Source organism: Pseudomonas sp. UV AK001, assembly GCF_046097675.1.
In the GTDB taxonomy this organism is placed as follows: domain Bacteria; phylum Pseudomonadota; class Gammaproteobacteria; order Pseudomonadales; family Pseudomonadaceae; genus Aquipseudomonas; species Aquipseudomonas kribbensis.
On record NZ_JBJUVZ010000001.1, the window covers coordinates 756,646 to 779,420 of the forward strand.

The following is a 22,775-nucleotide window of genomic DNA, read 5'->3' on the forward strand; positions in this document are numbered from 1 at the left end:
GCGTCGACTGAGCGATGCCGGGGACGACCCTACTTCGGATAAAGCGGTGGCAACCCGCTATCGCCCACCGGATCCTGCACCCGCTCCGCCGTCGGAATCGTGCGAATCGCTCGCCACAAATCCTCACCCTGCCAATGCTGCCCGGTCTCGCTGTACAGCGCGCCGTTCAGGCCATCAAGCGCATCCGACAGCGGCACAAAACGCGCCGCCATGTCTGCCAGCGTCTCCGGCTGTTGACGGGCCCAGGCGTCGAGGGCCTGGCGGGTGGCTTGCGGGTCGTTGGCCTGGCTGGCGCGTTTGATGTCGTCGAGCAGGGTGCGCGGGCTCGGGCCGGTTTGTGCGGCGCGCAGGATTGCCGGTTGCCAGCGGGCGCGCCACCAGAGGCCGAAGCCGAGGAGGGTGGTGCAGGCGAGGATCAGTGTGCTGAGTTTCCACCACCACAGCGCTTCGCTGTCGGCGGTGTTGAAGGATTGCGCGCTGCCGGCCGGGGTGTCGACCTGCAGGCTCGGGTTGTTCACCACTTGCAGGGTGCGGGCCGGCAGGCTGGTGTGTTCCAGGTGATCTTCGAAGGTGTTCCACCACACCACGTCCACGGTCGGCAGTTCGATTGAACCGCTGCGGCTCGGCACCAGGGCTTCGCGTTCTTCACGGCTGCCGATCAGGCCACGCTCGCTGCTCTGGTTGTTGAGCACCGGTTGATCCGGGTAGCGACGCAGGCCGTTGGCCTCGGTGGCCGGCAGGGCGGGCAGTTGCGAACTGGCCAGGCCTTCGACCTTGAGGGTCAGGCTGCGGGTCAGGGAGTCACCGACCTGGGTGTGATCCGGTTCCGGGTTCCAGCTTTCGCTGAGGCTCAGGCTGCGGGCCGGCAGCCACGGCGCATCGGCCGGATAAGTGATGGGTTTGGGTTTGACCGTCAGCGGGATTTCCGTAGAGGTCACTCGCAACACTTTGCCCGGTTTCGGACCCTGTGCGTTGGCATCCTTGGCAGGCTGGGTGTCCACCCGTGTGGCGCTGAAGGTTTGCGGGGTGATGGTCAGCAAACCGCTGTGTTGCGGGAAGATCGCATAGCGCATTTCGATCACGCCATGCCGCACGCCGTTGATGTCTTTTTCGTAGGTGCGTGTATCGCCCAGCTGTTCAACCCGTGCATCGGTGATCTGCAACGGCGTGACGCTGCTGTCGTCGTACAGCGACACCGAATGGTAGATGCGCAGGGTCAGGACGGCCTGGGCCTGCACATAGACGCTGCTCTGGTCGAGACTGGACTCGATGAACACCGGGTCGAGCACATTCTTTTCTTCGGTTACGTCGCTTTCCACCACCTGCACGGTGATCGGCTGGCTCTGGGTTTCGCCCAGTTTCAATGACGGAATTTCCACGCTGCCGTTCTGTTTCGGCAACAGGGTGATGATCCAGCGGGTGGTGGCGCGGTTCTCGTTGTTGAGGGTGTTCAACTGGTTGACCTGACGCGTGCCGCGCACTTCGAACAGTGGTTCCAGCGGGGTCAGATCCGGCTTGCCGAACTGAGTGACGTCGTTGGATTCGAGGGTGAGTTCCACCGTTTCGCCGGAGTTCAGGCGACTGCGATCCACACTGGCCGTCAGCTCGGCCGCCTGAGCGGTGGCCGTGCAGATCAGCAGGGGTAGCAAGAGTGCGGTGAAACGGGTCATCGAGTGTTTTCCTGATCCTGATGTTGTTGCTGTTCGTACCAGAATTTGCGTCGCAGCAGTTCGCCCGGATCGTCCGGGATCTTGCCCAGCCATTGTTCCAGTGCCTGACGTTGCTCGCCTTTGAGGTCGTCCTCTCCGGGGCTTAGCGTCGGGGCCGTATTCTGTTCCGCGTCCGGTGCGCTGTCCGGCAATTCGTTGGGGCCTGGCTGTGGCGGCGTGGTCGGCGGCGGTTCGTTGGCCGACTCCGCAGGCTGGGCCTCACTTTGCGTGTCATTCTTGATCGCCGGTGGCGGCGCGGTGGCGGGCGGTGGTTCGTCGCCCGGCACGTTTTGCTGCGTCGGTTGCTTCTCGGGCTCGGCGGGCGGCGGGGTGTTTTTCTGCTTGAGCAGGTTTTCCACCAGCGCCTTGTTGGTCAGTGCCGGACGCAAGTCAGGCTGCAATTCCAGGGCCTGTTCATAGGCGTCGATCGCTGCTTCCAGCTCACCGCTTTTCGCCAGTGCGTTGCCACGATTGTAGTGGGCGCGGGCATCGCTGCCCTCGGCGAAACGCTCGGCGGCGCCACTGTAATCGCCGGCCTCGTACAACGCCAGCCCTTGCCATTGGTGGTCTTCGAAGTGTTGCGCGGCCTCGGCCGGACGCTTCTGTTTCAACAGATGCAAACCCTGTTGGTCGGGGCGCAGCCACAGGTCTTCGAAACTGAAAGCGTAGCTCGGTTGCGGCAGGCAAAACAGCAACGGCAGACAGAACAACCAGCCACGGCGCCCGGCACAGGCGGCGAGCAGCAACAGCGGCAACAGCAGCCAGTAACCCTGATCGGCCCAGGTATCGAGGCGCAGGGTCTGGCCGTCGTTGCGCAGGCTGCGCGGACCATCGAGCAGGCCGAGGCTGCGCAGATCCGATTCATCCAGCCGTGCGCTGTGGTACTCGCCGCCCACCGAATTGAGGAAGGCACCGAGGCCGGGACTGTCGAGTTGCGGCACGCGGATCGCACCCTGTGCGTCCTTGAGGAAACTGCCGTCCTCCTGAGCAATCGGCGCGCCCTCCGCGGTACCGATGCCGAGCATCAGCAACTGCGCCGATTGCCCGCTCAGTGCGCGGCGAATGCCCTGTCGTTCTTCTTCCGAAAGCGAAGAGCCGATCAGCAGAATGCGTCCCTGACCCAGCGCCCCTTGTTCCAGCAAGGTCAGCGCCTTGCTCACTGCAAGATCGGCGCGATGGCCGCTCTCCGGCATCAGCGACGGCTTGAGGGCATCGAGCAGATTGCGACTGGTCGCCAGATCATCCGACAGCGGCACCAGCGTGTGGGCGCTCCCCGCGTAAACGACGATGGCGGTCTGTGCGTCGCTGCGTGCTTTGAGCAGATCGAACAGTTTGCGTCGGGCTTGCTCCAGACGGGTTGGCGGCGAGTCGGTGGCGAGCATTTCCGGGGTCAGTTCCAGCACCACCACCAGCGGATCCGCCGGTTTCTGGCTGGTCTGTTCAACCCGCTCCCAGCTCGGCCCGAGCAGCGCCAGAATGGTCAGCAACCACGCGACGCCCAGCGCAACCCACGGCAACTTGCTGTCGCGACCGCTGCCGCCACTGAGCAATGCGGCATGGAACGCCGGTGGCAGAATCATCTGCCAGCGTCCGGCGCGTTTCTGCCGGTGCCAGAGCTGCCAGATCAGCCAGCCGAGCAGCGGCAACAGCAGCAACCACCACGGACGGAACCAGTGCGGCCAGAGCGCGATCATCGGCGCCTCCGCAGACGCAGGCGCTTGAGGCGCTCGCGCCAGTCAGGCAGGGGGCTTTGCAGATACAGCTCCTTGGTGAACAGGCGTTGCAGCGGGTTGTCCGGCCACAGTTCGCGGGCGACCAGCAACATGCTCAACAGCAACGCCAATGCCAGCGGCCATTGATATAGCGCTTGGGCCGGGCGCGCCTGAGTCGGTTGCTGGGCCACCGGCTCCAGTTGGTCGAGGGTGTCCTTGATCGCTTGCAGTTCCTTGCCGTCGCGGGCACGGAAATAACGGCCACCGGTAGCGTCGGCAATTGCCTTGAGTGCCGGCTCGTCGAGGTCGAGGGTCGGATTGCCGCCGAGCAGTGCGGTGGCGCCGCTTTCTTCGGGGTCGGCACCGATGCCGATCGGATAGATTTTCACACCTTCGTTGGCCGCCAGTTTTGCGGCGGTCAGCGGCTCGATCTCCCCGCCGTTGTTGGCGCCGTCGGTGACCAGAATCAGCACGCGGCTCTGCGCCGGGCGCATGCGCAGGCGCTTCAGGGCCAGACCGATCGCGTCGCCGATGGCGGTGTTCTTGCCAGCGATGCCGATCCGCGCTTCATCAAGCCAGACCCGAACGGTGCGCCGATCAAACGTCAGGGGTGCTTGCAGGTAGGCCTGGCTGCCGAACAGGATCAGGCCGACCCGGTCGCCATCGCGGCTTTCGAGAAAATCGCCGAGCAGATGCTGGACCAGCGACAGGCGACTGACGTCTTCGTCGTTCCATTGCATGTCGGGGAAGTCCATCGAGCCGGACACGTCCACCGCCACCAGCAGATCGCGACCGCTCGCAGCAATCGGCAACGGCTCACCGAGCCATTGCGGGCGGGCGGCAGCGATCAGCAGCAACAACCACAGCAGCATGAACGGCGCCTGCTGACGCCATGCCGGCAGATTGGCCCGGGCGCGGCGGCGGGCGAGGCCTTCCAGGTCACCGAGGAAGCTCACTTTCAACGCCGGCTCGCCACTGTCGGCCACCGGCAGCACGAGGCGCATCAGCCACGGTAGCGGCAACAGCACAAAGATCCACGGCCAGGCGAACTCAAACATGCTTGCGGATCCACGTATCGACGGCTTGCGTCAGGCCGGCGATGGCCTTGTCGTCGAGTTTGCATTCGGGCTTGTAGGCGCCTTCCACCAGCACCATCCAGCGAGTCAGGCCGGCGGCAGGGCAACGGTTGTCGAGGAACGCCAGCCACTTGCGCCCGTTGAGGGTGTGGCTCTGGCTGTAGGGGTAATGGTTGCGGCACAGACGTTTGAGCAGGCCGTTGAGCTGCTGCAGCCAGGCGCCCGCCGGTGCGCCGTCGTAGGGTTTGACCATTTGTGCCAGTTCGGCCAGCGCGGCAACGCGCACCGGATCGAGTGGAATCTCGGCGCGCACGACGGGTTTCTTCTTGATCGGAATGAAACGGCGCAGACGCCACAACGCGTAGCCGATCAGCGGCAGCAGCAAAAGCAGCAACCACCAGCCCGGCGCCGGCGGCCAGAAGGCAATCGGTGGCGGGGAAATCAGCGGTTGCAGTTGTTCGAGGCCGTTCATCGAACGTTCCCCGGGCGCTGCGGGTTGAGGAACTCGCGCATCTGCTCGACCATTTCGCTTTGGGTGCTCAATGGCATCAGCAACACCCGCAGTTTCTGCGCGAGCAATTCCCAGCGAGCGATGCGTGCTTCGGCCTGGGCGCGATAGGTCTGGCGCAGGTCGAAATTCAGAGTGTCGAGTTCCAGTTGCGCACCGCGCTCGGCGAATCGCAGCAGACCGGCGGCGGGCAGGGCGTGGTCCAGCGGGTCGGACAGCGGCAGCATCAGCAGATCGCAATGGCGTGACAGCAGGCTCAGTTGCTGCTCGGCGCTGTCGCTCAGGGCGCGTTCGTCACAGATCACAATCACCAGACTGCCCGGACGCAATACTTCGCGGGCCCGGCGCAATGCAACACCAAACGCATCGCGATCCGGTTCCCGCTCGCTGTGCAGCGATTGATTGACCTTCACCAAGCGGTTGAGCAGTTGCAGCAGGCTTTGCTTGCTGCGGCGCGGCTTGATCTCGTAATGCTCGTTGTCGCCGAACACCAGTCCGCCGACCCGGTCGTTGTGGCCCAGCGCGGCCCAACCGATCAGCGCCGCCGCTTGCGCCGCGAGCACCGATTTGAACATCAGCCCGGAACCGAAGAACAGCCGCGTGCTTTGCTCGACCATGATGAAAATCGGCCGCTCGCGTTCTTCATGGAAGAGCTTGGTGTGTGGCTCCTGAGTACGTGCGGTCACACGCCAGTCGATGGTGCGCACGTCGTCGCCGGCCTGATAGACCCGCACCTGATCGAAGTCGACGCCACGGCCACGGAATTTCGAGTGATGCAGGCCAATCAGCGGGCTGCGCTGGCTCGGCGTGGAAAACAGCTGCACTTCGCGCACGCGGTGGCGCATCTCGATCAATTCGGCGAGGGAGATGCGGATACCGGGTTCGGACGGCAGGGAGGCGTTCATGGGGGTCAAGCGACGGCTACGACGTCGAGAATCCGTTGCACCACCCGATCCTGATCGATGCCGGCGGCCTCGGCCTCGAACGACAGAATGATGCGGTGACGCAATACGTCGAACAGCACAGCCTGGATGTCTTCCGGGCTGACGAAGTCGCGACCGGCCAGCCAGGCGTGGGCGCGGGCGCAGCGGTCGAGGGCGATGGAGCCGCGGGGGCTGGCGCCGTAGGCAATCCACTCGGCCATTTCCGGGTCGAACTTGGCCGGGTTGCGCGTGGCCATGACCAATTGCACCAGGTATTCCTCCACGGCGTCCGCCATGTACAGACCGAGGATTTCCTTGCGTGCGGCGAAAATCGCTTGCTGGCTGACCCGCCGTTCGGGTTTGGTTTCGCCATTCAGGGCTTCGCCCCGGGCCTGTTGCAGGATCCGGCGTTCGACAGCGGCGTCCGGGAAACCGATTTTCACGTGCATCAGGAAGCGGTCGAGCTGCGCTTCGGGCAGCGGATAGGTGCCTTCCTGCTCGATCGGGTTCTGCGTGGCCATCACCAGAAACAGCGGCGACAGCTCGTAAGTGCTGCGCCCGACACTGACCTGACGCTCGGCCATCGCTTCAAGCAAGGCCGATTGCACTTTGGCCGGGGCACGGTTGATTTCGTCCGCCAGCACCAGGTTGTGGAAGATCGGGCCTTGCTGGAACACGAAACTGCCGGTTTCCGGGCGATAGATCTCGGTGCCGGTGATGTCGGCAGGCAGCAGGTCCGGGGTGAACTGGATGCGATGGAACTGGGCTTCGATGCCCTCGGCGAGTTCTTTGATCGCTTTGGTCTTGGCCAGACCCGGGGCGCCCTCGACCAGCATGTGGCCGTCGGCGAGCAGGGCGATGAGCAAGCGCTCGATGAGTTTTTCCTGGCCGAGAATCTGCGTTGAAAGAAAGGTTCGCAGCGCCAGCAGCGCTTCACGATGTTCCATCGATGACTGTTCCTGGAAAGGGTGGCCACAGGCGTTCGGATAACGCCGGGGCTGGGGGCGTTACTTTAATCCATCGCAGGGGGTGGCGACTAACGGCATTTTGCGCAAAGTGCGGGAAATGACCGGGGCAATTGTTGGAAATTTGTAGGGCGGGGGAGGTGCGGTGTTCTTTCGGGCCCTTTCGTACGCGAAAGGGCCGGCCCAGAGACCCTCAAATCTGGCTGATAAAGGTGCCAGTACCATCAAGAATGTTCTTCAGGGTTTCTTCAACCTCGGCCAGATCCACCATGTCCGGGTTGTAGGTGATTTCCAGCACATCATCGCCATTCAGCGCATCTGCATCCGCCGCCGCGATTTCGATTTTCAGCAGGGTCTTGGTCAAGGTGACTTTCACGCCGTCGAGAGTGGACGGTTCGCCATCCAGGGTGATCTCCAGCTCATCCTCGTCCGGATAGCGGCTCATCAGAAACATTTCGCCCTTGTCGCTGTGGCAGCAGAGCATGGCCATGTTGTCTTCTTCGTCGTCGCACGGGTTGACGATCAAAAGGGCGGTGGTCATTTGCATGGGGAATTCCTGCCTCGGCGGGCTTGTTGGTCGCAATTGGGCGCGATTCTGCCAGCCCCCGGGAATTTCTGCATGTGAGAGTGTCAGAGGATGTGTCGTGAACGCGACACCGGTCAATGGTCATTTCTGGCACGCCTGTACCGTAAAACCGGGGATTCAGACCGGCGTTGCGCCCCATGAATGCTAGTGTTTACCGATGCGCCTGCCCGGGTTTACGTGCCAATGACCGAATATGTCGCAGCACCGCAAGCAGACACATTGTCGCACCCATTAAGCTGCGCAACGGATGAGCACCCGTAAAGGCATTGTCGGCATGCCGGACAGTCGTTTTTGCAGATGCCCATTCATGGAAGGTGAATGTGACCTGAGTGTCTCGTCCAGCTTCACCCACCTGTCACCCTGTTTCCTCTGCCCGAGATTCAGGAACAGGGCGACGGAACGCCCCGAAAGGGGTTTTGTACGCGACGCTTTCCATCAATAACAAGCCCAAGCGGAGTACCACAGATGGCGTTCTTCACCGCAGCCAGCAAAGCCGACTTCCAGCACCAACTGCAAGCGGCACTGGCGCAGCACATCAGTGAACAGGCACTGCCACAAGTGGCGCTGTTCGCTGAACAATTCTTCGGCATCATTTCCCTGGACGAGCTGACCCAACGTCGCCTCTCCGACCTCGCTGGCTGTACTCTCTCTGCGTGGCGCCTGCTTGAGCGCTTCGATCACGCGCAACCGCAAGTGCGCGTCTACAACCCCGATTACGAACGTCACGGCTGGCAGTCGACCCACACCGCGGTCGAAGTGCTGCACCACGACCTGCCATTCCTGGTGGACTCGGTGCGTACCGAGCTGAACCGCCGCGGCTACAGCATCCACACCCTGCAGACCACCGTGCTCAGCGTGCGTCGTGGCAGCAAGGGCGAACTGCTGGAAATCCTGCCGAAGGGCACCACCGGCGAAGGCATCCTGCACGAGTCGCTGATGTACCTGGAAATCGACCGCTGCGCCAACGCGGCCGAACTGAATGTGCTGAGCAAGGAACTGGAACAGGTTCTGGGTGAAGTCCGCGTCGCGGTCGCCGATTTCGAGCCGATGAAGGCCAAGGTGCAGGAAATCCTCACCAAGCTCGACAACAGCGCATTCGCCGTCGATGCCGGCGAGAAGAACGAAATCAAGAGCTTCCTGGAATGGCTGGTGGGCAACCACTTCACCTTCCTCGGCTACGAAGAATTCACCGTGGTCGATCAGGCCGACGGCGGCCACATCGAATACGACCAGAATTCGTTCCTCGGCCTGACCAAGATGCTGCGCACCGGTCTGACCAACGAAGACCGCCACATCGAAGACTACGCCGTGAACTACCTGCGCGAACCGACGCTGCTGTCGTTCGCCAAGGCTGCACACCCGAGCCGCGTCCATCGTCCGGCCTACCCGGATTACGTGTCGATCCGTGAAATCGACGCCGACGGCAAGGTCATCAAGGAACACCGCTTCATGGGTCTGTACACCTCGTCGGTGTATGGCGAAAGCGTGCGTGTCATCCCGTTCATCCGCCGCAAGGTCGAGGAAATCGAGCGTCGCTCCGGCTTCCAGGCCAAGGCTCACCTGGGCAAGGAACTGGCCCAGGTTCTGGAAGTGCTGCCGCGTGACGACCTGTTCCAGACCCCGGTCGACGAACTGTTCAGCACCGTGATGTCGATCGTGCAGATCCAGGAGCGCAACAAGATCCGCGTGTTCCTGCGCAAAGACCCGTACGGTCGTTTCTGCTACTGCCTGGCCTACGTGCCGCGCGACATCTACTCCACCGAAGTCCGCCAGAAGATCCAGCAAGTGCTGATGGAGCGCCTGAAGGCGACCGACTGCGAGTTCTGGACCTTCTTCTCCGAGTCCGTGCTGGCCCGCGTGCAACTGATCCTGCGCGTCGACCCGAAAAACCGCATCGACATCGATCCGCTGCAACTGGAAAACGAAGTCATCCAGGCCTGCCGCAGTTGGCAGGACGACTACGCCGCACTGACCGTCGAAACCTTCGGCGAAGCCAACGGCACCAACGTGCTGGCCGACTTCCCTAAAGGCTTCCCGGCCGGTTACCGCGAGCGTTTCGCTGCGCACTCGGCCGTGGTCGACATGCAGCATCTGCTCAACCTGAGCGAGAAGAAGCCGCTGGCCATGAGCTTCTACCAGCCGCTGGCTTCCGGCCCGCGCGAGCTGCACTGCAAGCTGTATCACGCCGATACCCCGCTGGCCCTGTCCGACGTGCTGCCGATCCTGGAAAACCTCGGCCTGCGCGTGCTGGGCGAGTTCCCGTATCGCCTGCGTCACAACAACGGTCGCGAGTTCTGGATCCACGACTTCGCGTTCACTGCCGCCGAAGGCATGGACCTGGACATCCAGCAGCTCAATGACACCCTGCAGGACGCGTTCGTCCACATCGTGCGCGGCGACGCCGAAAACGATGCGTTCAACCGTCTGGTGCTGACCGCCGGCCTGCCATGGCGCGACGTCGCGCTGCTGCGTGCCTACGCTCGCTACCTGAAGCAGATCCGTCTGGGCTTCGACCTCGGCTACATCGCCAGCACCCTGAACAACCACACCGACATCGCTCGCGAGCTGACCCGGTTGTTCAAGACCCGCTTCTACCTGGCACGCAAGCTGGGCAGCGATGATCTGGACGACAAGCAACTGCGTCTGGAACAGGCAATCCTGACCGCGCTGGATGACGTTCAAGTCCTCAACGAAGACCGCATCCTGCGTCGTTACCTGGACCTGATCAAAGCGACCCTGCGTACCAACTTCTACCAGACCGACGCCAACGGCCAGAACAAGTCGTACTTCAGCTTCAAGTTCAACCCGCACTTGATCCCTGAGCTGCCGAAACCGGTTCCGAAGTTCGAAATCTTCGTTTACTCGCCACGCGTCGAAGGCGTGCACCTGCGCTTCGGCAACGTTGCTCGTGGTGGTCTGCGCTGGTCCGACCGTGAAGAAGACTTCCGTACCGAAGTCCTGGGCCTGGTAAAAGCCCAGCAAGTGAAGAACTCGGTCATCGTGCCGGTGGGTGCGAAGGGCGGCTTCCTGCCGCGTCGCCTGCCACTGGGCGGCAGCCGTGACGAGATCGCGGCCGAGGGCATCGCCTGCTACCGCATCTTCATCTCGGGCCTGCTGGACATCACCGACAACCTGAAGGACGGCAAACTGGTACCGCCGGTCAACGTCGTGCGTCATGACGATGATGACCCGTACCTGGTGGTCGCGGCGGACAAGGGCACTGCAACCTTCTCCGACATCGCCAACGGCATCGCCATCGACTACGGCTTCTGGCTGGGTGACGCGTTCGCGTCCGGTGGTTCGGCCGGTTACGACCACAAGAAAATGGGCATCACCGCCAAGGGCGCGTGGGTCGGCGTACAGCGTCACTTCCGCGAGCGCGGCATCAATGTCCAGGAAGACAGCGTGACCGTGGTCGGCATCGGCGACATGGCCGGCGACGTATTCGGTAACGGCCTGTTGATGTCCGACAAGCTGCAACTGGTTGCCGCGTTCAACCACATGCACATCTTCATCGACCCGAACCCGAACCCGGCCACCAGCTTCGTCGAGCGTCAGCGCATGTTCGACCTGCCGCGTTCGGCATGGTCCGACTACGACACCAGCATCATGTCCGAAGGCGGCGGTATCTTCTCGCGCAGCGCGAAGAGCATTGCCATCTCGCCACAGATGAAAGAGCGCTTCGACATCCAGGCCGACAAGCTGACCCCGACCGAGCTGCTGAACGCCTTGCTCAAGGCGCCGGTGGATCTGCTGTGGAACGGCGGTATCGGTACTTACGTCAAGGCCAGCAGCGAAAGTCACGCCGACGTGGGCGACAAGGCCAACGATGCGCTGCGCGTGAACGGCAACGAGCTGCGCTGCAAAGTGGTGGGCGAGGGCGGTAACCTCGGCATGACCCAACTGGGTCGTGTGGAGTTCGGTCTCAATGGCGGCGGTTCCAACACCGACTTCATCGACAACGCCGGTGGCGTGGACTGCTCCGACCACGAAGTGAACATCAAGATCCTGCTGAACGAAGTGGTTCAGGCCGGCGACATGACGGGCAAGCAACGCGATCAGTTGCTGGCGAGCATGACCGACGAAGTCGGTGGTCTGGTGCTGGGCAACAACTACAAGCAGACTCAGGCCCTGTCCCTGGCTGCCCGCCGTGCCTACGAGCGTGCCGCCGAGTACAAACGCCTGATGAGCGACCTGGAAGGTCGTGGCAAGCTGGACCGCGCCATCGAGTACCTGCCGACCGAGGAGCAGCTCACCGAGCGCGCCGCGATCGGCAAGGGCCTGACGCGTCCGGAACTGTCGGTGCTGATCTCGTACAGCAAGATCGACCTCAAGCAGCAGCTGCTGGACTCGCTGGTGCCGGACGACGACTACCTGACCCGCGACATGGAAACCGCGTTCCCGTCGAGCCTGGTCAGCAAGTTCGCCGATGCCATGCGTCGTCACCGTCTGAAGCGCGAGATCGTCAGCACCCAGATCGCCAACGATCTGGTCAACCACATGGGCATCACCTTCGTTCAGCGACTCAAAGAGTCCACCGGCATGACCCCGGCGAACGTGGCGGGCGCCTACGTGATCGTGCGTGACATCTTCCACCTCCCGCACTGGTTCCGTCAGATTGAAGCGCTGGACTACCAGGTCTCCGCTGACGTGCAACTGGAGCTGATGGACGAGCTGATGCGTCTGGGCCGTCGCGCCACGCGCTGGTTCCTGCGTGCCCGTCGCAACGAGCAGAACGCTGCCCGTGACGTCGCGCATTTCGGTCCGCACCTGAAGGAGCTGGGCCTGAAACTGGACGAGCTGCTGAGCGGCGAAATCCGTGAAAACTGGCAGGAGCGTTATCAGGCTTACGTGGCGGCCGGTGTACCGGAATTGCTGGCGCGTATGGTGGCGGGTACGACCCACCTCTACACGCTGTTGCCGATCATCGAAGCGGCCGACGTGACTGGCCAGGATCCGGCCGAAGTGGCCAAGGCGTACTTCGCCGTGGGCAGCGCGCTGGACATCACCTGGTACATCTCGCAGATCAGCGCCTTGCCGGTTGAAAACAACTGGCAGGCCCTGGCCCGTGAAGCGTTCCGCGACGACGTTGACTGGCAGCAACGCGCGATCACCATCGCCGTTCTGCAAGCGGGCGGCGGCAACCTGGACGTGGAAGAGCGTCTGGGGCTGTGGATGGCGCAACACGACGCGATGATCCAGCGCTGGCGCGCCATGCTGGTGGAAATCCGTGCCGCCAGCGGCACCGACTACGCCATGTACGCGGTGGCCAACCGTGAGCTGAACGACGTGGCGTTGAGCGGTCAGGCGGTCGTGCCTGCTGCGGCGACTGCGGAGCTTGAGCTTGCTTGAGTAGCTGCTGAATGAAAAAGCCCCTGCATTGTGAGATGTGGGGGCTTTTTTATGGCTGTTGGATTCGTGTTGTTTGTTCCGGCCCTTTCGCGAGCAGGCTCGCTCCCACAGGGAAATGCGTTCCAAGTGTGGGAGCGAGCCTGCTCGCGATAGCGGTATTACAGTTACTGCAAGTTATGTCCTTGTTTGTTATCAAGCATCGACACTTTATCTGCCGGTCTGGTCAACAAATTACTGAGCGACTGGTCAAACTTCTGCAGTGCCCGAACCTGAACTTCCTGCTGCTGATTAATATCCGCAACAATCTCCTCCGAACGCTTGAAGTCCGCCCACACCGGCGTCAACTCTTTCGCCTCGGACCCTTTGGCCGTTCCGATATAGTTGAATTTGCCGTCATAGAAGTCCGCACTCACATCGGCCTTGATGTCGGAACTGCGCGAAGTAATCAACTGGCTGTGAGTGTCGACGATCGCCACCACATCCGGATTCGCCGCACGCAAGCTCTGCATGTCCGGGTATACCGTCACCGAGCCGAACTGGCGTTGCAGCGAGGCTTTCACCCAGTCCACGGCCATGTCCGGTTTCGAAGTGGCGACGTAGGCGTCATGGATCGGCTGCACCAGCAAACTCTGGCCGAAACCGGTGCCGGCGTTGGCCTGATACTCGCGCAGGTATTCGCGGTTGGTCTGGGTACTCGGGCTGTAGACGACGCCCAATGAGACACCGGGACCGCTTTTTACCTGAGCGGCACTGCTGCGCCCGACGGGTTGGGTGAACAGTGTGTCGAGAGAGGAAACCGCTTTGGGGGCGGTAGGAACTGAACAGGCGGACAACGCTAAAACCGATATCGCCAAGGTACTGGCAAAGGCAAGTTTCATGGTGAGTCTCCCGTGAAGCAACTTCAGTCGGAAAGTCAGGAATGTCGGGGTTCATTAAATAGAATCGGCGACAGTTGCCTCAGACTACTCCCGCCAAACTGAAAACAACCTGACAATTTGCTGAATGACTGTCATGCAATAGTTTTATTGGCTGTAAGCGTTTTTGACTAATTGCCGCGAGAAATAAAAAAGGCGCAAATCAACAATTTGCGCCTTTTATTTATGGCTGGTTAAACAACCATCAGTTTTTCAATGGGATCAACACTTGCTCGTCCGGCGACAGCACCATGAACACCAGCAACTTGGCAGGTTTGGTTTGGCTTGCGTTTTTCGACACCAGATGTTCGGAACCGGCGGGTTCGTACCAGAACTGCCCTTTCTTGTAGGTGATCGCTTGTTCACCCTTGACCTGGGAAGTCACTTCGCCCTCGAGCACATAAGCCATGGCCGTGCCGTCGTGTTTGTGGGCGATGGAGGACTGGCCGGGTTTGTAGTCGACTTCAATCATCATGGCTTTTTTGCCGGGGACGTTTTTCAGCATCTGGTCCTGCAGGACCGATACCTTCTCGGAGGCATCGTGGGCCATGGCGGCGGCAGAAACAGACAGGGCGAGAGCGGCGGCGAAAATGTGCAGGAGTTTCATGGCGGGTCACCTGTGAAGTGGGGGAGTCGGCTTTCACAGTAGTCCGCGAAGTGATGCATTCAAACGGCCAATATTCGGGAAGATCGGGTGACCAATCCGGATTACCCGTTAACCAGAAAAACCACAGCCTTCGACAGCCAAACAGGTTTCCCCGAGGCTGCCGAAGGCTGCAATTTTCTTGAGTTTCAAACGATAGGAAACGAGTTGAAATCCACGCTATTGGCCAGCCGACTGTCGATCAAATCAATAAACCCCTGCGCCTCAGGCCGGTTGAAGTGCGCCTGCATCGCCGCCTCCGACTGCCAGCGAGCGCTGACCGTCCAGCGGTGGCTGTCGTCAGGGCAACGGTCGACCAGATAGGAATCACAGCCCGGCGTTTCGCGAAGGGTTTCGACGATCTTCTGCAACTGCCTGCCCAGCTCCTCGGAGCGGCCGGCCGCAGCCTGCACCTGTACGGTGTTGATCACTTCGTTGGACATTGCTCACACTCCTGAATCAGGTCGGACGAATCCTGCTCATTGAGGGATAACGCCTGTGCAGAATAGGCCTGCACCCCCGGATCACCAATAACCAATCGGCGGGTAATCCGTTAGACCAATCTACCCGGCGACCTGTTGCAGAATGTCGCGCAGGCGATTCAGCGCGATATCGATATCCAGCGTCTCGATGGCGCCAAAACCGAAGTACATCCCGCTTCTGGCCGGCTGCTGGTAATAGAAGCCGTCGATGGCGTACAGCCCGACTTCGACCTTTTTCGCCAGTTCGATCACCAGCGGCAAGTCGATCGGCACCCGGCAGAACACCGCCATATGAAAGCCCGCGCTCGCCGGCACGGCCTCCAGCCACGGCGCGAGGTCGGTGGCCATGCGCGCCAGGATTCGCTCGCGGCGCTGGGCGTAAACGGTGTGGCAGCGGCGTATGTGCTTGAGCAGGCAGCCCTCGGCGATGAACTTGGCCAGCGCCCATTGCGGCAGGGTGGAGGCGTGCAAATCGGTGAGCTGCTTGGCGCGGATCACCGCTTCGAGAATCGCCGGCGGCAGGATCGCGTAACCCAATCTCAGCTCCGGCAGCAGGGTTTTCGAGAAGGTGCCGACGTAGGCGACGATGCCGCGCTGATCGAGATTGTGCAGTGAATCCGTCGGCCGGCCCTCGTAGCGGAATTCGCTGTCATAGTCGTCCTCGATGATGATCGCGCCCAGCTCGTAAGCCCGGGCCAGCAACGCCTCGCGCCGCGCATGGCTCATCGGCATCCCCAGCGGGAACTGGTGCGACGGCGTCACGTAGATCAACCGGGTGCCGTCGGGAATGTGCTCTACCTGAATTCCTTCCGCATCCACCGGCACTCCGATCACGGTGGCGCCATGAGTGCCGAACAGCAGCCGCGCCGGCGGATAACCCGGATCTTCCATCGCCACCAGACTGCCGGGGCGCAGCAGCACTCGGGCGATCAGGTCCAGCGCCTGCTGCGCGCCGTTGCACACCACGATGTCTTCGTCCTGACAGTTCACGCCACGGGAGAACGCAATGTGCCGGGCAATCGCATTGCGCAGCGCCGGCAAGCCCTCCGCCACGCTGTAAAAGCCTTTGGAACCCGCCATTTGCCGCATGGCGTGGGAGACGCAGCGGCGCCAGTCATCGTGGGGGAATTGCCCCTTGCTGGTGGCGCCGCCGATGAAGTCGTAACGCAGCGAGCCTTCCAGCGTCGGATGGCGCAGAAATACCGGCAGGTTGCACCAGCTCTCGATCACCTCGGAACTGGCCAGTTCGGAATGACTTTGCTTGCGCTGCACCGGCGTCGAGCGGGCGTTGACGTACGTGCCTTTGCCGATGACGCCGGTGAGGAAGTTTTCGTAAGTCAGCTGCGCGTAGGTGTCGGAAATGGTCTTGCGCGAAATCCCCAGTTGCTCGGCGAGCAAGCGGCTCGGCGGCAGTTGTGTGCCGGCGGCCAGACGCCCGGATTCAATGGCGCCGCGCAGTTGCTGATACAACTGACCGGCCAGATCCTTGCGGCCGTTGATCACGACATGAAGTTCCATACCGACGGGGCTCCTGGGGCGAATGAGGCGGATTGTGCGCCCGCCAGATTACTCCCGAATGCACGCGGGGCAGAAGTTGCGTAGTGCAAATACCGAAAATTGGCGCAGAACCCTGTGGGAGCTGGCTTGCCAGCGATGGGGGCATCACATTCAACATAGATGCCAGCAGATGTACCGCCATCGCTGGCAAGCCAGCTCCCACAAGTACTGTGTTTGGCTGGGATCAGTGGTCTGCCGGTTTTCCGTGCAATTGGGGCTGTAACCCTGGCCTGTCAGCGCTTACCGTGAAATCACTCTTCTGCTGCCCGAGACCCGCCCATGTCCCCGCGTCTGGATTACTACAGCGCTTCACCCAAAGCCATGAAAGCAATGATTGCCCTGGAAGCGCTGACCAGCAGCCTGAGCATCGAGGCGCCGTTGCTGCACCTGATCAAGATCCGCGCCTCGCAACTCAACGGCTGCGCATTCTGCACTGACATGCATTCGGTGGAAGCGCGGCGGGCAGGGGAGACGGACCGGCGGCTGTACGCCATCGCGGTCTGGCGTGACAGCGGCTTCTTCAACCTGCGCGAGCGGGCCGCACTGGCCTGGACCGACGCGGTGACGCTGTTGGCGGAAAGTCATGTGCCGGATGACGTCTATGAGCAGGCGCGGACACAGTTCAACGAAGGCGAACTGGTGGACCTGACCATGGCTGTCAGCACCATCAGCAGCTGGAATCGCCTGGCGGTGAGTTTTCGCCAGGTCCCCAGCGATCACTAGTTGATGATCGTTCCCACGCGGGAGCGTGGGAAGGAACAGGTAAAAACTAGTTCGGCGGCCGCTGCGGTTTCACCGACGTGCCAAACGTATTGCCCATCCGCGTACTGGTCGCCGCCGGCGTCGCCAGCCCCACCTGATTCGGCGGGCGCTTGTTGACCGGCACATTCATCGCTTCCTGATTCTTCTGCGCAGCCGCCGCGCCGTCGGGGTTATTGCCCATCTGCTGGCTCAGGCAGTCGTAATTCGGTGCCTTGTAACCGCCCACAGTCACCTCGACGCAACCCACTGCCTGCTCGGCCTGTACGCCGCCCGACAGCGTCAAAACCAACCCGCTCAGCGCCAATGTCCACAGTGATTTCATGCTGGCCTCCTGGCCGGCCCGAAGGGGCCGCTCTAGTTCAAGAGTCTAGTGCAACGGGCGCGCCGATCCCGTGATGGTTTTTTTGCAGTGGCCGTCACACCAGATTCATAAACAGCCCTCAGGATGACGGTTTTCAGGGGTGCATCAGCCGTGCAGCGAGGCCGTGCCAGGGACGAATTTGCGCGCTCAGCGCTCATGCGCCAGCTCTGTCTGGGGCTGCTGCTTGGCTTGTTTCTGAGCCGCGCCAGCGCCGACCCGGTGCCGGCGACGATGCGCTTGACCTTGCACATCCCGGCCCAGGAACTGGCCCGCGCCCTCGATCAGTTCAGCCGCGCCACCGGCATGGCGGTGCTGGTCGACAGTCAGTTGAGTCGTGGCCGACGCTCGTTGGCGGTGGACGGTGAATTCACCGCCGCCGAAGCGTTGCGCCGGATGCTCGGCGGCAGCGGGTTGATGGCCAAGTACAGCCGCGACGACGCGTTCACCTTGCAGGTCGCGCAAGTCGAGGACGTGCCGTTGCCGGCGGAGAAACCGACCCCCGCCAGCGTCGCGGTCAACCGCAGTTACGCCACGGCGGTGCAGGCGGCCATCGAGCGCAACCTGTGCCGTTCGCCGCTGACCCGGCCCGGCAGTTTTCGCGCGGTGTTGCAGCTGTGGATCGGCCGCGACGGCGTGGTGCAGCACAACCGGTTGGTCACCACCACCGGCGATGTTCGGCGCGATGCAGCGCTGGTAGACAGTTTTCACACGCTCAAGATCGACCGGCCCACACCCGGCGCATTGCGCCAGCCAGTCACGTTGCTGTTGTTACCCGAATCGTCAGGAAAGCGCATGGAATGCACACAATGGGAAGGAGTTTCCGGGGGATGAAAGACGCCGGACAAAGTTCGATGGTCCAGCTGTTCCTGACGTCCTACGAGGACTTTCGGGTGCGCCTGCGACGCCGTCTCGGCTCGGAGGACCTGGCCAACGACGTGCTGCACGAAACCTACCTGCGGGTCGACCGCATGGAAGCGCCGCCGAACCTGCTGCGGCCCAACGCCTACCTCTATCGCATGGCCCTGAACATCGCCGCCGACCGCCGCCAGGCCGATGCGCGATTGCTTACCGGCAGCGAAGTCGAAGAACTGCTGCAAGTCAGCGACGAAGCGCTGGACCCGATGCGCGTGGTCGGCGGCCAGAAGGAAATCCAGTCCCTGCTCAGCGCCCTCTACGAACTGCCGGCCCGGCGCCGCCGGATCTTCATCGCCGCACGGCTGGAAGAAGCGCCGCACCTGGAAATCTCCCAGCGTTTCGGCATCTCCACGCGCATGGTCGAAAAGGAAATCAAGGCTGCCCTCGGACACTGCGCGGCCAAACTGGAAAGAAAAGTGTTTCAGCGGTTCGGTCGCGGGGCCGGAAAACCGTCTAGTGAATGAAGCTCCGATTTAGTGTCCCGATCAACCCGTCGAGTACCTGTGCGTTTGAACATCTTCCGTCTGACACCTGCCGAGCCCACGCCTGCCGAGCGTCTGCAAAGCGAAGCCCGCGACTGGCTGATCCTGCTGACCTCCGGCCGCGCCACGGTCGCCGACGCCCGAGCGCTGCGCCAGTGGTGCGCCCAAAGCCCCGAACACGCCCGCGCATTTGAAGAGTGCAAGGCGCTGTGGCATCTGCTGCAACCGGCGGCGGAAGAGTTGCGGGCTCCACGACGGTTTGGACGCCGGGCCTTTCTCGGCGGCGCGATTGCCGCGTCGGCGGCGTTCCTGTTAGTGCGTGGCACGATCCCGGGCGGGTTCTCCGGGCTTGGCGCCGATTACATCACCGAAGTCGGCCAGCAACGCCGGGTCGAACCGGCCGACGGCCTGAGCCTTGAGTTGAACACCCAGACCCGCATCAACCAGCGTTCGGTGGATGAGGGCGTGCAAGGCTTTGAACTGGTCAGCGGCGAAGTCGAAGTGCAGACCGCGCGGTTGCCGATGGCGATGCAGGCCGGTGGTGGTTGGTTGCGGGCGAGCAGGGCGCGGTTCAACCTGCGTAACCTCGATCAACAGGTGTGCGTGACGTGCCTCGATGGCGCGGTGGACGTGGAAGTCGAAGGCCGCAGCCTGCGCCTGGAACCAGGCCAGCAACTGACCTACGACGCGCAACAGGTTGGCACTGTGCAAAGCGTCGACACGGCGGCGGTGATGAACTGGCGTCAGCAGGTGCTGGTGTTCAACGGTGCGACGCTGAGCCAGATGATTGATGAGATCAACCGCTATCGTCCGGGCATGTTGCTGCTGCTCAACCGCGAACTCGGCCAGCGCCGGGTGCAGGCGCGTTTCAGCCTCGATCAACTGGCCGGCGTAGGCGCACTGATCCGCGATGCCTACGGCGTCAAATGCACCGAGTTGCCGGGCGGCGTAGTCGTCCTCAGCTGATCACTGCAAGGGTCCCATAACCTGCCGGTACTTCTCCGGCCCTTGCGGTGTTTGCCGGGTCAACCGCACCTCCAACCCCAACGGATCCTCCCGCCGATTCCCGCTCAACTGCCGCCACCCCTTATCCATCTCCCAAACCCGCACCTGCAGATCACTCACCTCACCCAACACCGCCACCCCAGCCGTAGGCGCCGGCAACGGATACCGACTACGCGCCGGCGCCACCGCGCGATACAACGTGTCCCCCTTGAGCCACCACCGCACCCGCTGCAAAGCCCCCGGCTGATCCGCCGCGCTACGAATGATGTCCAGCCGAAACCCCTTGCTGTCACTGCTGCGCACCGTAACGGCAGGCGGCGCGGTCGCCGGTTCATCCTCGGTGCCGACCTTCTTCGGCTCCGTCAACTCGATCCCGGCGCGCATTTCCACATCCCGCTGCATCTGATTCAACGCCCGCAACAGGCTGTCACTCTGCTCACCGCTGGCCTGCAAATGGCTGTCGGCGCGGGTGACACTGTCCAGCCCCTTCCAGGCAATCAGACTGACCACCGCCATCAACAGAATCGCGACCATCACCTCGATCAGCGTAAAACCTTGTTGTCTGTTCATTGCACGCTAATCCGGCCCGAAGCATCGCGCAGCACACTCAACCGATTGAGCCCGTCAGACAGCGTCAACTGCAGCGGCGGATTGATCCACTCCGCGTTGAGCACCACTTTCTGCTTCGGCTCCACCCGCACCTCCAGCTTCGGACTCTGCCAGGGACGCGGCCGCAACTGCGGGTCCCGATCGAAATGATCAAAGCCCTTGCCACTGTCACTGCGCCGACTGAACCGAAACCCCTTGCCATCGCTCAACCAAGCAATCGGCCGGCCATCGGCGCGGGCCTCGGCCTGGGCAATCTGCAGCAACTGCGCCACGCGCTCGGCATCCTTGCGCAGCAACTGCAACGGATCGGGCTTGATACTCAGACTGATCGCCGCACTGGCGATGCCGATGATCACCAGCACCACCATCAACTCGATCAGCGTAAAACCCTGCTGCCTGCACCGATTCATCGAATGCGCACTCCCTTGCGTCCAGCCCCGTCCCAAAAAACCATCCTGCACGGCCAACATGTAAGGCGTGTGAAATAAAACCGTGAGAATTGCCGCGTAGTCTGGTTACCGGGACTAAAAGGAGATTCAGCCCATGAGATACACCGCACGCTTTTCACCCCCCCAAATCATCCAGGCCGCCGCACTGCTGGCCGCCCTGGTCGGCATCGCCACCTGGTCATCCCTGCTCCTGACCACCGCCGAATCCCACACCCCGGCGGCCACCCCGCAACTGCTCGCGGCGCGTAGCGATAACCCCGCGTTGCAGTGGTTCTCCAACCGCACGGCGCCGGTGGAGATCAAGGTCAGCGGCGTGATGGCGGGGAGTCGCGGGGCGGTGGCGATTTTGAGTTTGAACGACGGGCCGCCGAGGAGTTTTTTGCAGGGGGAGAGGGTGAGTCCAGGGGTGAAATTGGTGGCGGTGGAGGGGGATGGGGTGGTGATTGAGCAGGGGGGGGAGAGGGTGAGGTTGGAGGTGGAGAGGTTGGGGGAGGGGGTGGAGATGCCTAGGTTGGTTAGGCCGTGAGTTGCGGGGGAGTAGACCACTACAATGATTGCTTTTGACTAGCCAGAGTAGGCATGTCAGGCATGCCCGCTTTCGGTCAATCAGACTATTTTTGAGAGGTGGGTGCTGGCCCGATGCAACCACAAGCACACTTCACAACGGACTTTCAGGCTGGCACTATGCCTTTACTTCGATATGTTCTATAGATCAGGAGAGCATGGATGCCAAGAAAAACTTTAATTTTTGGTAATGGGCTAGGGATGGCACTTGATCCTCGGCATTTTTCACTGACAAATGCAATGGCCGACGTTTGGAATGATCCAATCGCAGTGTCCGATGTACATAAGGATCTAATCAGTCAGTGCATCGGTGGCAACGGCGCAATACCTCAACGTGAGGATCAACTTGATCCTCTGCATTTGGTAATATCCGCATGCAAGACACTTAATAGCATAAATATGTCACAAAGAATGAATGTGCACTGGCTTTCGCAAGAAGGACAGCAGTTTCCTGTGGCGGTTGCAAATTACATACATAAAGTAGCGACTAGGCTACATTTGTATGGTGGAGGATTACCGCAAAGCTTTCTAGAACCACTCATTCGATTTGTTCGCGGAACTAAGTCGCATATAGCAACGCTGAATTATGACAAGTTGTTGTATGGGGCTTTTTTGGATGCGGGACTAATGGGAAGTTACTCCAATACTACATTGGTAGATGGGATGGTGGGTTCTGGGTTCAGTTCTGAAGCATTAGTCAGATTGTATAATAATAATTTCGGGTATTATTTGCATTTGCATGGTTCCCCACTTTTTTTTGATCATCATGGGGTCGCTCGAAAGCGCGATAGACATGAACTAAACTCATTTTCTCCCGAAGGGTCGGATCACATCGTCTTGACGCATGTGCGGCATAAACGCTCTGCGATTGGGGCTTCAATGGTTCTATCGACCTATTGGAACTATTTGAATATTAGTTTGGGCGAATCGCAAGAGATTATAGTTTTTGGGTACTCTGGAGATGACAATCACCTAAATGATGTTATTGCGGCTCATGCGCAGTCAAAACACATTGTGGTTGTAGAGTGGGCCGGTATTGGTCAAACTCAGGGGCAGAGATTGGACTACTGGTCAAGTAAATTAAAGACTAGAAATTTTCATCACTTCTACTTGTCGAATATTTTGGATTTTCAAGATTGGAGTCGTAATTATTGAAAAAAAAGGGACTGGTTTATTTCCAGATTTATTTCTATAAATAAAT

21 protein-coding genes are annotated in these 22,775 nt (G+C 61.2%); 7 read left to right on the forward strand and 14 right to left on the reverse strand.

Going from position 1 to position 22,775, the window contains the following annotated elements:
• Positions 1-29: 29 nt before the first annotated feature.
• The 7 genes from ACKLNA_RS03555 to ACKLNA_RS03585 form a co-directional block, all read right to left on the reverse strand.
• Positions 30-1,670 carry a BatD family protein gene (locus tag ACKLNA_RS03555; protein WP_305832709.1) on the reverse strand — a complete coding sequence of 547 codons (1,641 nt, stop codon included), beginning with the start codon at positions 1,668-1,670 and terminating at the stop codon, positions 30-32.
• Positions 1,667-3,403 (reverse strand): tetratricopeptide repeat protein, encoded by a 1,737-nt coding sequence (locus ACKLNA_RS03560; RefSeq protein WP_408984876.1) that lies wholly within the window; start codon positions 3,401-3,403, stop codon positions 1,667-1,669. The genes ACKLNA_RS03555 and ACKLNA_RS03560 overlap by 4 nt, the downstream gene beginning before the upstream one ends.
• Positions 3,400-4,479: a VWA domain-containing protein gene (locus tag ACKLNA_RS03565; protein ID WP_114883579.1), complete on the reverse strand. Its 1,080-nt coding sequence runs from the start codon at positions 4,477-4,479 to the stop codon at positions 3,400-3,402. Before ACKLNA_RS03565 ends, ACKLNA_RS03560 begins: the two co-directional genes overlap by 4 nt.
• A complete protein-coding gene (locus ACKLNA_RS03570) occupies positions 4,472-4,969 on the reverse strand; it encodes a DUF4381 domain-containing protein (RefSeq protein WP_085711313.1) in 498 nt (165 codons plus the stop codon). The genes ACKLNA_RS03565 and ACKLNA_RS03570 overlap by 8 nt, the downstream gene beginning before the upstream one ends.
• Positions 4,966-5,910: a DUF58 domain-containing protein gene (locus ACKLNA_RS03575; protein ID WP_085711312.1), complete on the reverse strand. Its 945-nt coding sequence runs from the start codon at positions 5,908-5,910 to the stop codon at positions 4,966-4,968. Before ACKLNA_RS03575 ends, ACKLNA_RS03570 begins: the two co-directional genes overlap by 4 nt.
• 5 nt (positions 5,911-5,915) lie before the next feature.
• Entirely contained in the window at positions 5,916-6,875 is a 960-nt protein-coding gene (locus tag ACKLNA_RS03580; protein ID WP_007913915.1) for a MoxR family ATPase, read from the reverse strand.
• A gap of 211 nt (positions 6,876-7,086) precedes the next feature.
• Positions 7,087-7,440: a hypothetical protein gene (locus tag ACKLNA_RS03585; RefSeq protein WP_085711311.1), complete on the reverse strand. Its 354-nt coding sequence runs from the start codon at positions 7,438-7,440 to the stop codon at positions 7,087-7,089.
• Between the two features lie 504 nt (positions 7,441-7,944).
• Between ACKLNA_RS03585 and ACKLNA_RS03590 the strand changes: the two genes are divergently transcribed.
• The gene (locus ACKLNA_RS03590) at positions 7,945-12,831 is read left to right on the forward strand and encodes an NAD-glutamate dehydrogenase (protein WP_408984877.1); all 4,887 of its coding nucleotides are present in this window, start codon (positions 7,945-7,947) and stop codon (positions 12,829-12,831) included.
• 164 nt (positions 12,832-12,995) lie between these two features.
• Here ACKLNA_RS03590 and ACKLNA_RS03595 read toward each other — a convergent pair whose 3' ends face one another.
• From ACKLNA_RS03595 to ACKLNA_RS03610, 4 genes are all read right to left on the reverse strand, one after another.
• The gene (locus ACKLNA_RS03595) at positions 12,996-13,709 is read right to left on the reverse strand and encodes an ATPase (protein ID WP_408984878.1); all 714 of its coding nucleotides are present in this window, start codon (positions 13,707-13,709) and stop codon (positions 12,996-12,998) included.
• A 241-nt stretch (positions 13,710-13,950) separates the two neighbouring features.
• A complete protein-coding gene (locus ACKLNA_RS03600; protein ID WP_408984879.1) occupies positions 13,951-14,352 on the reverse strand; it encodes a cupin domain-containing protein in 402 nt (133 codons plus the stop codon).
• A 185-nt stretch (positions 14,353-14,537) separates the two neighbouring features.
• The gene (locus ACKLNA_RS03605) at positions 14,538-14,831 is read right to left on the reverse strand and encodes a putative quinol monooxygenase (RefSeq protein WP_085711307.1); all 294 of its coding nucleotides are present in this window, start codon (positions 14,829-14,831) and stop codon (positions 14,538-14,540) included.
• Between the two features lie 120 nt (positions 14,832-14,951).
• On the reverse strand, positions 14,952-16,388 hold the full coding sequence (locus tag ACKLNA_RS03610; protein ID WP_408984880.1) for a PLP-dependent aminotransferase family protein: 1,437 nt from the start codon (positions 16,386-16,388) through the stop codon (positions 14,952-14,954).
• Positions 16,389-16,706: 318 nt separating this feature from the next.
• Here ACKLNA_RS03610 and ACKLNA_RS03615 point away from each other — a divergent pair, with 318 nt between their 5' ends.
• Positions 16,707-17,150 carry a carboxymuconolactone decarboxylase family protein gene (locus ACKLNA_RS03615; protein ID WP_248741893.1) on the forward strand — a complete coding sequence of 148 codons (444 nt, stop codon included), beginning with the start codon at positions 16,707-16,709 and terminating at the stop codon, positions 17,148-17,150.
• 46 nt (positions 17,151-17,196) lie between these two features.
• On the opposite strand, the gene ACKLNA_RS03620 is transcribed toward ACKLNA_RS03615, so the two are convergent.
• Positions 17,197-17,511 carry a hypothetical protein gene (locus tag ACKLNA_RS03620; RefSeq protein WP_408984881.1) on the reverse strand — a complete coding sequence of 105 codons (315 nt, stop codon included), beginning with the start codon at positions 17,509-17,511 and terminating at the stop codon, positions 17,197-17,199.
• A gap of 195 nt (positions 17,512-17,706) precedes the next feature.
• Between ACKLNA_RS03620 and ACKLNA_RS03625 the strand changes: the two genes are divergently transcribed.
• From ACKLNA_RS03625 to ACKLNA_RS03635, 3 genes are read left to right on the forward strand one after another with little or no spacing between them, the layout of a single operon-like run.
• Positions 17,707-18,381 (forward strand): STN domain-containing protein, encoded by a 675-nt coding sequence (locus ACKLNA_RS03625; RefSeq protein ID WP_408984882.1) that lies wholly within the window; start codon positions 17,707-17,709, stop codon positions 18,379-18,381.
• Positions 18,378-18,929 carry an RNA polymerase sigma factor gene (locus ACKLNA_RS03630; protein WP_011334580.1) on the forward strand — a complete coding sequence of 184 codons (552 nt, stop codon included), beginning with the start codon at positions 18,378-18,380 and terminating at the stop codon, positions 18,927-18,929. Before ACKLNA_RS03625 ends, ACKLNA_RS03630 begins: the two co-directional genes overlap by 4 nt.
• Before the next feature lie 45 nt (positions 18,930-18,974).
• Entirely contained in the window at positions 18,975-19,913 is a 939-nt protein-coding gene (locus ACKLNA_RS03635; RefSeq protein WP_408985548.1) for a FecR family protein, read from the forward strand.
• On the opposite strand, the gene ACKLNA_RS03640 is transcribed toward ACKLNA_RS03635, so the two are convergent.
• Complete coding sequence (locus ACKLNA_RS03640) at positions 19,914-20,522, reverse strand: prepilin-type N-terminal cleavage/methylation domain-containing protein (RefSeq protein WP_248740685.1); 609 nt, start codon at positions 20,520-20,522, stop codon at positions 19,914-19,916.
• Entirely contained in the window at positions 20,519-20,971 is a 453-nt protein-coding gene (gspH, locus tag ACKLNA_RS03645; protein WP_011334577.1) for a type II secretion system minor pseudopilin GspH, read from the reverse strand. The genes ACKLNA_RS03640 and gspH overlap by 4 nt, the downstream gene beginning before the upstream one ends.
• Before the next feature lie 133 nt (positions 20,972-21,104).
• Here gspH and ACKLNA_RS03650 point away from each other — a divergent pair, with 133 nt between their 5' ends.
• Both ACKLNA_RS03650 and ACKLNA_RS03655 read left to right on the forward strand, forming a co-directional pair.
• Entirely contained in the window at positions 21,105-21,536 is a 432-nt protein-coding gene (locus tag ACKLNA_RS03650) for a type II secretion system protein N (RefSeq protein ID WP_408984883.1), read from the forward strand.
• Between the two features lie 200 nt (positions 21,537-21,736).
• Positions 21,737-22,729: an SIR2 family protein gene (locus ACKLNA_RS03655; protein WP_408984884.1), complete on the forward strand. Its 993-nt coding sequence runs from the start codon at positions 21,737-21,739 to the stop codon at positions 22,727-22,729.
• The last annotated feature ends 46 nt before the right edge of the window (positions 22,730-22,775 follow it).